At 29.0% G+C, this 12,556-nt stretch carries 13 protein-coding genes and 1 pseudogene; 5 read left to right on the top strand and 9 right to left on the bottom strand.

Annotation, left to right across the window (positions count from 1 at the left end; all coding sequences use genetic code 11):
- Positions 1-133 precede the first annotated feature (133 nt).
- Together BTO18_RS17365 and hutU are read right to left on the bottom strand one after the other, a co-directional pair.
- Positions 134-685, bottom strand: coding sequence for a DUF4136 domain-containing protein (locus BTO18_RS17365; RefSeq protein WP_105017624.1), 552 nt, complete (start codon positions 683-685; stop codon positions 134-136).
- Positions 686-689: 4 nt separating this feature from the next.
- The gene (gene hutU, locus BTO18_RS17360; protein ID WP_105017443.1) at positions 690-2,681 is read right to left on the bottom strand and encodes a urocanate hydratase; all 1,992 of its coding nucleotides are present in this window, start codon (positions 2,679-2,681) and stop codon (positions 690-692) included.
- Between the two features lie 62 nt (positions 2,682-2,743).
- Here hutU and BTO18_RS18090 point away from each other — a divergent pair, with 62 nt between their 5' ends.
- From BTO18_RS18090 to BTO18_RS17340, 4 genes are all read left to right on the top strand, one after another.
- A complete protein-coding gene (locus tag BTO18_RS18090; RefSeq protein WP_105017442.1) occupies positions 2,744-3,097 on the top strand; it encodes a hypothetical protein in 354 nt (117 codons plus the stop codon).
- A complete protein-coding gene (locus BTO18_RS17350; protein WP_105017441.1) occupies positions 3,043-3,822 on the top strand; it encodes a M15 family metallopeptidase in 780 nt (259 codons plus the stop codon). Before BTO18_RS18090 ends, BTO18_RS17350 begins: the two co-directional genes overlap by 55 nt.
- Positions 3,823-3,900: 78 nt before the next feature.
- A complete protein-coding gene (locus tag BTO18_RS17345; RefSeq protein ID WP_105017440.1) occupies positions 3,901-7,428 on the top strand; it encodes a methylmalonyl-CoA mutase family protein in 3,528 nt (1,175 codons plus the stop codon).
- Positions 7,429-7,475: 47 nt separating this feature from the next.
- Positions 7,476-8,081 (top strand): TonB-dependent receptor plug domain-containing protein, encoded by a 606-nt coding sequence (locus BTO18_RS17340; protein ID WP_105017439.1) that lies wholly within the window; start codon positions 7,476-7,478, stop codon positions 8,079-8,081.
- Between the two features lie 318 nt (positions 8,082-8,399).
- On the opposite strand, the gene BTO18_RS17335 is transcribed toward BTO18_RS17340, so the two are convergent.
- Positions 8,400-8,594, bottom strand: a complete 195-nt coding sequence (locus tag BTO18_RS17335; RefSeq protein WP_105017438.1) for a hypothetical protein — start codon at positions 8,592-8,594, stop codon at positions 8,400-8,402.
- 185 nt (positions 8,595-8,779) lie between these two features.
- On the opposite strand from BTO18_RS17335, the pseudogene BTO18_RS18230 reads away from it, so the two are divergent.
- Positions 8,780-9,669: pseudogene (locus tag BTO18_RS18230) on the top strand (IS982 family transposase).
- A 13-nt stretch (positions 9,670-9,682) separates the two neighbouring features.
- Here the strand turns inward: BTO18_RS18230 and BTO18_RS17325 are convergent.
- From BTO18_RS17325 to BTO18_RS17300, 6 genes are read right to left on the bottom strand one after another with little or no spacing between them, the layout of a single operon-like run.
- The gene (locus tag BTO18_RS17325) at positions 9,683-9,892 is read right to left on the bottom strand and encodes a hypothetical protein (protein WP_105017437.1); all 210 of its coding nucleotides are present in this window, start codon (positions 9,890-9,892) and stop codon (positions 9,683-9,685) included.
- Between the two features lie 13 nt (positions 9,893-9,905).
- The gene (locus BTO18_RS17320) at positions 9,906-10,301 is read right to left on the bottom strand and encodes a hypothetical protein (RefSeq protein ID WP_105017436.1); all 396 of its coding nucleotides are present in this window, start codon (positions 10,299-10,301) and stop codon (positions 9,906-9,908) included.
- Between the two features lie 6 nt (positions 10,302-10,307).
- Positions 10,308-11,087, bottom strand: coding sequence for a class I SAM-dependent methyltransferase (locus BTO18_RS17315; RefSeq protein ID WP_244905145.1), 780 nt, complete (start codon positions 11,085-11,087; stop codon positions 10,308-10,310).
- Positions 11,054-11,791, bottom strand: a complete 738-nt coding sequence (locus BTO18_RS17310) for a DUF2071 domain-containing protein (protein ID WP_105017435.1) — start codon at positions 11,789-11,791, stop codon at positions 11,054-11,056. Before BTO18_RS17310 ends, BTO18_RS17315 begins: the two co-directional genes overlap by 34 nt.
- Positions 11,784-12,170: a DoxX-like family protein gene (locus BTO18_RS17305; RefSeq protein WP_226789053.1), complete on the bottom strand. Its 387-nt coding sequence runs from the start codon at positions 12,168-12,170 to the stop codon at positions 11,784-11,786. Before BTO18_RS17305 ends, BTO18_RS17310 begins: the two co-directional genes overlap by 8 nt.
- On the bottom strand, positions 12,160-12,522 hold the full coding sequence (locus BTO18_RS17300) for a hypothetical protein (RefSeq protein ID WP_146106976.1): 363 nt from the start codon (positions 12,520-12,522) through the stop codon (positions 12,160-12,162). The genes BTO18_RS17305 and BTO18_RS17300 overlap by 11 nt, the downstream gene beginning before the upstream one ends.
- Between the last annotated feature and the right edge of the window lie 34 nt (positions 12,523-12,556).

The raw sequence follows: 12,556 nt of genomic DNA, 5'->3' as shown, positions 1-12,556 counted from the left end.
GTTTAGAATTAGTATTCTAAATTTTGTTTGACAAGAAGCGGTTAATGATTTTAAATAATCAAACCGCTTTTTTTTACCCCTAAAAAACCTCAAGATTAAGTTCTTGAGGTTTTTTTGTTACTTTTAAATAGCTTTAATTTTTCTTTATATCTGGTGGAAATCTTGAAATAATTTCTTTTACAAAAAGCTTAATTCTTTCTTCTTTCTTTTCTCTATTTTGAATTTTTAAAGCCCCAGTTCCAACACCTTGCCAAACCAATTCTTTCTTTTCTTTATCTATAAAATCAACAAATAATGTTCCTTCTGTAAATTGAGATACGTTTACGTTATTATTCATTCCGCCCATCATCCAAGGATTCCATCCCCATCCCCAACCCCAGCCAAAACCAGCGTTATTTTGATTTACATTAACACGTTCTCTAGATTTTGTAAAAATACTAACCAAAATATCAGGATTTTCAGATTTTGTTAAACCTTGTGCTAAAAGTTCTGCCTCTATAGCTTTTAAAATACGTTTTTTATCTAAATCAGAAATATCTGCCTTATCTATTCCTGTTTTGTAAAATGCAAATGTTTTGTATTGAGTAAAATTGACTTCAGAATCATAATCTGTAACAACTTTTACAGAATTACAAGAAATTAAAGCGAATACTAATAAAATAAGAAGTGATTTAAATACTTTCATAATTTTAGATTTTAAGATTTTCAATTAAAGCATCATCAACAGTATTTGGGAGTGTAACTTTTAATTTTTTTTCAGATTTCATTGCTCTTTTAATTGCAAAAATTGCTTCATCATTTCTTGCCCAACTTCTTCTTGAAATTCCATTGTTTACATCCCAAAAAAGCATTGATTTTAAACGCTTTGATGCTGCTTTAGTACCATCAAGAAGCATGCCAAATCCTCCATTAATTACTTCTCCCCAACCAACTCCACCTCCATTATGAATAGATACCCAAGTTGCACCTCTAAAACTATCACCAATTACGTTATGTATGGCCATATCTGCTGTAAATTTAGAACCATCGTAAATGTTAGAAGTTTCTCTATAAGGAGAATCTGTTCCAGAAACATCATGATGATCTCTACCTAAAATTACTGGTCCAATTTTTTCTTTTTTAATTGCTTTATTAAACGCTTTTGCTATTTCTATTCTACCTTCTGCATCAGCATATAAAATTCTTGCTTGAGAACCCACAACCAATTTGTTTTCTTGAGCTCCTTTTATCCATTGAATATTATCAGCCATTTGCTGTTGGATTTCTTTAGGAGCATCCTTTTTCAATTTTTCTAAAACTTTACAAGCAATTTTATCAGTTTTAGCTAAATCTTTTGGTTTATTAGAAGCACAAACCCATCTAAATGGACCAAAACCATAATCGAAACACATAGGCCCCATAATATCTTGTACATAAGATGGATATTTAAAATCAATATTATTATCAGCCATAATAGCTGCTCCTGCTCTGCTTGCTTCTAATAAAAAGGCGTTTCCATAATCGAAAAAGTAGGTTCCTTTTGCAGTGTGTTTATTAATAGCAGAAGCATGTCTTTTTAATGTTTCTTGTACTTTTTCTTTAAATTTCTTCGGGTTTTCAGCCATCATTGTATTGGCCTCTTCAAAAGAAATATCAACAGGATAATACCCTCCAGCCCAAGGATTATGCAATGATGTTTGATCACTTCCTAAATCTACATAAATATTTTCTGTATCAAACTTTTCCCAAACATCAACAATGTTTCCTATATAAGCTATGGAAACAGTTTCTTTAGTTGATTTTGCCAATTTTACTCTTTCAACTAAAATATCTAAATCTGTTATTTTTTCATCTATCCAGCCTTGGTTTAAACGAACTTGAGCAATTTTTGGATTTACCTCTGCACAAACTGTAACACAACCTGCAATATTACCTGCTTTTGGTTGCGCTCCAGACATTCCTCCTAAACCAGAAGTCACAAATAAATTCCCTTTCGGTTCTTTTTTAATTTTTCTGAATCCATTTAAAACCGTAATTGTAGTTCCATGAACAATTCCTTGTGGGCCAATATACATATAGCTTCCTGCTGTCATTTGTCCATATTGCGAAACGCCTAAAGCATTCATTTTTTCCCAATCATCAGGTTTAGAATAATTAGGAATTACCATTCCATTGGTAACCACAACTCTTGGTGCATTTTTATTTGATGGAAATAATCCTAAAGGATGTCCAGAATACATGACCAACGTTTGTTTATCTGTCATTTCAGATAAGTATTGCATCGTTACCAAATACTGTGCCCAATTTTGAAAAACAGCACCATTTCCTCCATAAGTTATCAATTCATCAGGATGTTGTGCAACAGCATCATCCAAATTATTTTGAATCATCAACATAATTGATTTTGCCTGTAAAGATTTCCCTGGATATTCTTCTAAAGCTCTTGCATATATTTTATAATTAGGTTTAAATCTGTACATATAAATTCGCCCATATTTTTCAAGTTCATGTGCAAATTCTGGTAATAACTTTGCGTGATGTATATCATTAAAATAACGCAATGCATTTCTTAATGCTAACTTTTTCTCTTCGTTAGATAAAATTTCTTTACGTTTAGGAGCATGATTTCTTGAAACATCATAAGCTTTTGAGACAGGTAAAACATCTGGAATACCTTGAGATATTTGTTCTTTAAAAGTCATTTTTATTTGTCTTTGCTAACAAAAGTAAGTAATTTGGTAAGATATTTGTTTGATGATACAAAATGATTTTTATTTCAAAATTTATGGTTCCTAAAGGTTATACTGGTATTACACTATACCCTTTTATATTTCTAAAAAAGAAACATTATAAGAAAAATAAGATACTCATCAATCATGAAAAAATACATTTAAGACAACAACTAGAGTTACTTATTTTTCCATTTTACGTTATTTATGGATTAGATTATCTAGTAAAACTTATTGTTTACAAAAATCATTTAATTGCATATAAAAATATAAGTTTTGAAAGGGAAGCATATCAAAATGAATCTAATTTAAATTATCTGAAAAACAGAAAACTATGGGCATTTACAAAATACTTAAAACAGCAATTCTTTCTTTATTTTTTATTGTAACTGTTTTTAGTTGTAAACCCAAAAAGGCACAAAATGAAAATCTTTTACTATCTAAAAAAAATCAACTTAAGAAAGCGTTTAGATATCCAAATTATCTGAATAAAAATTATATTCTAGGAAAGTTTGATTACATGAATAGTAATAACTTTGTAATAGTACCTAAAGATTTATCGAACAAAAAAATCTATATCAGAAAAGAAGTTTTAGTAGCTTTTTTAAAAATGCAAACTGCTGCAAAAGAAGATGGAATCAGTTTTAAAATTATATCTGGAACAAGAAGTTTTGCACATCAAAAACGAATTTGGGACTACAAATGGAACAGTAAATATAAAGACTTGCCTCCATTAGAAAGAGTACAAAAAATACTTTTATTCAGTGCTATGCCAACAACTTCAAGGCATCATTGGGGAACTGATATCGATTTAAATAACCTAACTAATTCATATTTCACAAAAGGAAAAGGTTTGAACGAATACAACTGGCTCTTGAAAAATGCTTCAAAATTTGGATTTTATCAACCATATGCTTCAAAAAAGGAGGGTAGAACTGGTTATGAGGAAGAAAAATGGCATTGGTCTTATAAACCACTTTCTCAATTGTATTTAAAATATTATAATGAACATATTAGTATAGAAGATATTACTGGTTTTGATGGAAGTAAGTATTCAAAAAATCTTCAAATTATAAATAAATATGTGCATGGAATTAATTCAGAGTTAAAATAGTTAAGACTTCATTAAAATATATCATTATTTTTTAAGAATTCCGTAAATTGCAAGCCTAAAATCAAACATTTATTACGAATGGAACAAATTCCACCTTACAAACCGAAACACAAAGTACGAATTGTAACTGCTGCTTCACTTTTTGACGGACACGATGCTGCCATAAATATTATGCGTAGAATTATTCAATCTACAGGAGTTGAAGTCATACATTTAGGACATGATAGGTCTGTGGAAGAAGTTGTAAACTGTGCCATTCAAGAAGACGTAAATGCAATTGCAATGACTTCTTATCAAGGAGGACATAATGAGTACTTTAAATATATGTACGATTTATTGCAAGAAAAAGGTGCTGGACATATCAAAATTTTTGGTGGTGGAGGTGGTGTAATTCTTCCAGAAGAAATTAAAGATTTGATGGATTATGGAATTACAAGAATTTATTCTCCTGATGATGGACGTGAGTTAGGTTTACAAGGAATGATAAATGATTTGGTCAAAAAAGCTGAATCCCATCCTAACCTTCCCAAAGGGAAGGAACTCCAATCTGACTCTTTAAAAAAAGCAAAAGTTTGTAATGAAGATGGAGATTGGTTGTTGGATTTGGGAAGTGAAAAGGTTTTAGAGAATCTTAAAAATAAAGACGTAAATACTATTGCAAGATTAATTTCATTAGCAGAAAATAACCACACAGATTTCACACAGATTTTTTCCCCTTTGGGGAAATTAAAAGGGGATTCACCAGTTTTAGGAATTACAGGTACAGGTGGTGCAGGAAAATCTTCTTTGGTTGATGAATTGGTTCGCAGATTTTTAATTGATTTTCCAGAAAAAACCATTGGTTTAATTTCTGTTGATCCATCAAAAAGAAAAACAGGAGGCGCTCTTTTAGGAGATAGAATTCGTATGAATGCCATTAATAACGAACGTGTGTATATGCGTTCTTTGGCAACTCGTCAATCTAATTTGGCATTGTCTAAATATGTTAATGAAGCTGTACAAGTTTTAAAAGCTGCTGAATTCGATTTAATCATTTTAGAAACTTCTGGAATTGGACAATCTGACACCGAAATTATAGAACATTCTGATACTTCTTTATACGTAATGACACCAGAATTTGGTGCAGCAACACAGTTGGAAAAAATTGATATGCTTGATTTTGCTGATTTGGTTGCCATTAATAAATTTGATAAAAGAGGCGCTTTAGATGCAATTAGAGATGTAAAAAAACAATATATGCGCAATAACAATTTGTGGGATGTGCATATGAATGATATGCCTGTTTTTGGCACAATTGCCTCTCAATTTAACGATTCTGGAATGAATACGCTGTACAAACGTATTATGGATAAATTGGTTGAGAAAACTGATGCAGACTTACATTCTAAAATGGAAATTACCAAAGAAATGTCTGAAAAGATATTTGTAATTCCGCCAAAAAGAGTTCGTTATTTATCTGAAATTGCTGAAAGTAACAGAAGTTATGATGAGCAAGTTGATGCACAAGTTGTAGTTGCTCAAAAATTATATGGAATTTTCCAGACTATATTATCGCTTACGAATGTCATTTCGAGCGCAGTCGAGAAATCTCTATTAATAAAAACTGGGCTTGATAATGATGAGATTTTTCGACAAGCTCAAAATGACAGTGATAAAGAATTCATCAAACTACTTTTAGCTCAATTCGAAAAAGTAAAACTAAATCTAAATCCTTACAATTGGGAAATCATTTTAAATTGGGCAGAGAAAGTTCAGAAATATAAAGAACCAATTTATACATTCAAAGTTCGTGATAAAGAAATAAAAATACAAACCCATAGCGAGTCGCTGTCACATCAACAAATACCGAAAGTTGCGTTACCCAAATACCAAGCTTGGGGAGATTTATTACGTTGGAACTTGCAAGAAAATGTACCAGGAGAATTCCCATTTACAGCAGGTTTATACCCTTTTAAAAGAACTGGAGAAGACCCAACAAGAATGTTTGCTGGTGAAGGTGGCCCAGAAAGAACGAACAGAAGATTCCATTATGTGAGTTTAGGAATGGATGCAAAGCGTCTTTCTACAGCTTTTGATTCGGTTACTTTATATGGAAATGACCCTGGACACAGACCAGATATTTATGGTAAAATTGGAAATGCAGGTGTTTCTATCTGTTGTTTAGATGATGCTAAAAAACTCTATTCTGGTTTCGATTTGAGTCACAATATGACTTCAGTTTCTATGACAATTAATGGACCAGCACCAATGTTGTTAGGCTTCTTTATGAATGCAGCCATTGACCAAAATTGTGAGAAATATATCAAAGAAAATGGTTTAGAAGATAAAGTTGAAGCAAAATTCAAAGAAATCTATGATGACAAAGGTTTAGAAAGACCAAAATATCAAGGAAAATTACCAGAAGGAAATAATGGTTTAGGTTTGATGCTTTTGGGTTTAACTGGAGATTTAGTTTTACCATCAGAAGTTTATCAACAGATAAAAACAGACACTTTAGCGCAAGTTAGAGGAACTGTGCAAGCAGATATTTTAAAAGAAGATCAGGCTCAAAATACCTGTATTTTTTCTACTGAATTTGCCTTACGTTTAATGGGTGATGTGCAAGAATATTTTATCGAAAAACAAGTACGTAACTTTTATTCGGTTTCAATTTCTGGATATCATATTGCAGAAGCTGGTGCTAATCCAATTACGCAATTAGCGTTGACATTGTCTAATGGTTTTACATATGTAGAGTATTATTTATCACGTGGAATGGACATTAATAAATTTGGTCCAAACTTATCTTTTTTCTTTTCAAACGGAATTGACCCAGAATATTCAGTAATTGGTAGAGTTGCTCGTAAAATTTGGGCAAAAGCGATGAAAAACAAATACGGAGCCAACTCAAGAGCACAAATGTTAAAATATCATATTCAGACTTCTGGACGTTCTTTACACGCGCAGGAAATCGATTTTAACGATATTAGAACTACGTTACAAGCTTTGTATGCAATTAATGACAATTGTAACTCTTTACACACAAATGCGTATGATGAAGCCATTACAACTCCAACAGAAGAATCTGTTAGAAGAGCAATGGCTATTCAGCTGATTATCAACAAAGAACTTGGTTTATCTAAAAACGAAAATCCAATTCAAGGTGCTTTTATTATTGAAGAATTAACAGATTTAGTGGAAGAAGCTGTGTTAACAGAATTCGATAGAATTACAGAAAGAGGGGGTGTTTTAGGTGCTATGGAAACGATGTATCAACGTTCTAAAATACAAGAAGAAAGTTTGTATTATGAAACGTTGAAACACAATGGAGAATTCCCAATTATTGGTGTAAATACTTTTTTGAGTTCTAAAGGTTCTCCAACAGTTCAACCTGCAGAAGTTATTCGTGCAACTGAAGAAGAGAAGCAATATCAAATAAAAACTAAAGAATTGTTGAATAAAGCAAATCCTAATAAAGTTGTAGAGCAAATCGCAATTTTACAAGAAGCTGCCATTCAGAATGAAAACTTGTTTGATAAATTAATGGAAGCTACCAAAATTTGTTCTTTAGGACAAATTACAGAAGCTTTGTTTAAAGTTGGTGGGCAGTATCGTAGGAATATGTAACTTTAAATAAGATTTAAAATAGTACTTTTGTAAAAAGAAAATAAAAAATGAAAAAATATACCACCATTATAATCTTGTTATTGTTTGTAAGTTTTAAATACAATGCACAAAATATTACTATAAAAACAGTTGATGAAAATAATAAACCTGTAGTTGGTGCAGTTATTCTTTTTGATAATATCAAACAAAAAAGATGGACAAACTCTAAAGGTGTACTTAAAATTAGTTTTAAAGCTCAACCAAATGTTATAAGTGCATTTCATCAAAAAATAGGTATAACAAAAATAAATTACAAAGGTGAAAAAAAAATAACAATTAAAATCAAGAAGGGAAATGATAAAATTATCTCTAAAAACTCTCCTAAACAAAAACATCTAAATTCAAATCAATTCAATACTATTTATGATTACATAAGAGGTAATGTACCTGGTGTTAATATATCTACAAACAATATAATTACTATTAGAGGTGTAAACTCTATTAATGGTAATATTTCTCCTCTTTTTGTGTTAGATGGTAATTATATAACACAGGATGCTTTTGGGGTAATCCCAGTTTTAGAGATTAAATCTATTAGCGTGTTAAAAGGTCCGGAAACTGCAAGATATGGTGTAAGAGGTGCTAATGGAGTTATTATAGTCAAAACATTTTAGCATTTTCAGTGTGGCTTTTATCTATAACATTATTTTTTTGGAAAATATATAAAGTAATGCTTAAAAATAAATATTAATGGTTCTTAAGGCAAAACTTAATATTTAAAAACAAAATCATTCAAAACTGTTTATTAGCTGTAATTATTGATTTTTGACTAAAATATAACCCGCATAAAAATCATACTATTCTTATTAAATCAATTTTGAGATACTAATGTACTTAACCTAATAGCTACTGGTAAAAATGCAATGTAAACGATTGATTAATTCTAATGAAGTGTTCAATTTATTGATTTTAAAGTTCTTTTGTCATTTTTCCTAAATTGATTTTCTCCCCTCTAGTAAACTTAATTTCTCTAACCATACTCGTATCTTGCCATAAATATTTACTTCCTTTAAGCCTTTTCGTTTCCTAATTCTTCTTTGAAAAGTTCTGTATTCTTTTTCTGTTACATCTCTTTTAATGCTTAATTCTCCATATAATTTTATAGCTGGATAATCTGAAAATTTCATTTTAAATAATGATTTTACCTAAAACATTTATTACTATTCACTACTAAAACACAGATTTTTTTATTGATTTTAGAATTAGTATTTAACGTGAGTTCGATATAAAAAGTGAGGATTTTATTATGAAAAAAGCGAAAAATTCAGTAAATAAAGTTCTGATTTTCATTTTTATAACTAAATTTTTCACTATGATTTCCGATACTATAATTACACAAATTTTCTGTGCTATTGATGATTTTTGTAAAGAATTTACTTCTTTTTGGCAGAAAAGCCTCATTTCTAATTGTAAAAAACGAATTCGAAATTCTAAAATGTCCCTATCTGAAGTAATGACTATTCAAGTTTTATTTCATTTCTCTAGTATCACAAATTTTAAAGATTTTTATTTAGGGTAAGTATCTACAAAGTGGTTTTCCAAAAGTAGTTTCTTACAATAGCATGGTTGAACTAAAAAAGGAAAGTTTTTTGCCATTAGCCATTTATCTAAAATCTAAAGGATTATCTGATTGTTTAGGGATTAGCTTTATAGATTCTACTCCACTTCGCGTGTGTGATAAAAGGAGAATAAATCAACATAAAACTTTTAAAGATATTGCTAAAAGAGGTCAATGCTCTTTAGGTTGATTTTTTGGTTTTACGGATTTAAATTATACATCATCACTAATGATACAGGTGGAATCATTGATTTTATGATTACTAAAGGAAATGTTGATGATAGAAAGCGGCTACGTTTTAAAACATTTATTAAAAAATTATATGGAAAACTCTTTGGAGATAAAGGCTATATATCAAAATCACTTTTTACACACTATTCTCTAATGAAATTCATTTGATTACTAAATTTCGTAAGAATATGAAAACAAAATTAGTAACACCTATGATAGATACCTATCATTTGAGAAAAAGAGCAATTATAGAAACTATTTTTGACCAATTAAAAAACATTTGTCAAGTCGAACATTCTAGGCATAGATCTGTGGCCAATTACTTCAATAACATATTTTCTGCATTAATTGTATATAACTTTAGAGATAAAAAACCTTCTTTAAAAAAGAACTTTGTTGACACAAACAACTAATTCTTTTCTAAAGTTATATCGAACTAACGTTAGTTAACTTTGTTACAAATTTTTCAAAATAAAATCCTGTTTGATTATCATTTAAAAACAAAGAACCAATTGAAGTTATAGTTGGTTGATTATCTTTATTAACTGATGCAATTGAAACGTGCATATTTGCTCCAAAAGATTTCCTAAAATGAGTTCTGATTTTTTGCCAGTTTTCTACTAAACTAATGTTCATGATTTTTACTTTTTTATTGAAAATAAATCATTGTGAATAATATACTCATGTATATCCAAAAAATGGTAAACACTATGTGCATTACTGTTTCAAATTTTTTACCTTTCCAAAGTTTAGGAGAATAAATAAATAGTTGAAAAACCAATCTTATTAACCAAAATACTCCAAGACCAAAAGAGATTTTCTTGCCTAAATTAGTTTCTATTAATTCATTTGCTGAAGTTAAGCATAATAAACCAATCAAAAAGACTACCAAAGCAATAAAAAATGTATGCACAGTCATCATTTGTTGATTGATTAAACTCATCGATTTAAGCTCAATTTTCCAGTTAAAATATTTTGGAAAACCTATGTGGATAAAAGCTAGTATTGATAATAGAATTCCTATAATTTTAAGTTGTAGTTCCATTTTTATTTAATTATTAATTGCACTAAAAATTGACATAAAAGGGGTGAATTTTGTTTCTAAAATTGACTTAAATTCTGCTTTTCTAAAAACATTTTTCCAAGTTTTACTAGAAAAAAAATGAGTAAATCCCACAGAGAAAGCAAAGAAGTTTGGAATATCCCTTAAATGCTCTACCATAATTACTTTTCCACTTGGTTTACAAATTCTTTTGCATTCTTTTAAAAATTCTGCTTTTTCAGTGTAATTTCTAATTTCGTGAACTGCAGATAATAGAAAAACTACATCCACAGAATTCTCTTTCATAGGAATTGAATTATGCGTTATTTGTTTTGTTTCTGGATACACCAAACTTACTTTTCTTGCTCTTACAATTGCAGGTTCAGTATGTTTATCAGCATTATAAAAATCAAACACTTTTAAATCAGATTTTGGGAATTTATATTTTAGGATAAAACTTGTTTCATCAAAACCTGCATTAATATTTACAAAAACATTCTCTTTAGCATCTTTAATTTTAAATTGATCTAACCAATTAAAATGATAATATCCAGAAAAATCATATACATAAGCAGATACAATTAATGGCATTAAAAGTCCATACAGAAAAGCACTAACAATTATTGAGATTAATAAATTAGATAGATTAAAATGGAAACAAATTGCAATAATCAAAAATAAAACCAACAATCCAATCACATAAAAATGACTGTTAAAACTTAAAATATTTAAAACTCCCTGAAACTTTTTTCTCTCTATTCCCATACTTCTTTTTTTGCTTTTTTCCATTGATATGGAACATTTTCAATAATAAAACAATTCGCTAAAACACAATTCTCTAATTGTAAATCTTCTAGAAATTGAAAATAAAAACTTTCAACTTTTAACGGTTTTGGTTTCCAATTTGTAAGGACTCCTTGAATAATTAAAACTTCTTTTGTAATCTCATTATAAGTAAATGTAAATGGTAAGGGACCAGCAAATCTTCTGGCTTCTTTCCAATTTTCAAATGGAGATTTTATAGGGATTTCAACCTGATTATCACTTTTATTTACTTTGATATTAAAGTTTGATTTTTTAGAATATATATTCAATTCCTCTCCTACTTCTTTTATTTTTATATCTGTAGTTGTGTAATTGTAATGTGTAAAAATATTTCCTTTAAATGTCATTTTTAGCGAATCTGTTTCAGATTTTAAAATATACAATCCACGTAGTCTTTTTCCTTTATTATTTGTGTATCTAACAAAAACACGATATCCTATTAGAAAAAAGTTATTCCTCATAAATTTTGGAAAACCTTTAGGTCGTAAATCTTTTGTTTGTACCATAGCAACTGCAATAAATGCCCATTTGTCTTTAAAAAGATCTAATTCTAAACATTCTGGAATGAATTTTTCTAACTGTTCTTTAGGAATAGCAAATGTGAAAACGATAGAACTTTTAAAATGAGTTTCTACAGCAAAAGGATGATTTTTGAGTGATTTAAGCATAACATTTTTCTTTTAAAATGAATTCTTGATAGTTGATGATTCCGCAAAATAAAGTTGCAAATATTAAATTTAAGCTACCAAAAAGTAGTATCTCTTTTGCGAGAATAAACTCGATAATATTCATTGTAATTATGATAATAATTTGTGAAATTGCATTAAATTTTGATTTATAATTACTCAAAATCCAAACTACCATAAATACTTCTAAAACTCCGATTGTAAATGTAATTTCTCGTGCATATTCATCACTCAAAACTCTACTAACAATTTCTTGATGTCTTGGAACTTGGTTTAAGATTTTACAGTAGAATCCGTTTATAAACCAAACTACTAATATTAAAATAGTTAATAACCAATACCTTCTATTCTTATCCATCATTTTTTCCCTTATTAATTGATTTCAAAATGCTTATAAAGTACCAAGCAATACATAGAGGGATTAAACCTATACCTACTAAATATATAATCCAATCATTCAAAAATTTCCAATCAAATAAAAACCATAAGATGAAATAAACTATAACCATTTTCCAATATATAAAAATCTTTCTCTGATTTTCCTTTCCTATTCTTTTCCAAACAAATAACAAGCAAAATGAACTTAAAACCTGAATGAATCCTAATAGAATTTCAATTAAAAAACCCAAGTAAATTGTTATCATTAAACTAATAGTAATTACAAATACAACTAAATTAATGGTATATAGTTTTTTTGCTAATCTAATTTCCATAATATCTGTATTTAAAACTTTCAGAAATTTTTGA

The sequence above is a fragment of the Polaribacter porphyrae genome, from assembly GCF_002954685.1.
Taxonomy (GTDB): domain Bacteria; phylum Bacteroidota; class Bacteroidia; order Flavobacteriales; family Flavobacteriaceae; genus Polaribacter; species Polaribacter porphyrae.
This window is presented reverse-complemented; position numbering and strand designations above follow the sequence as displayed.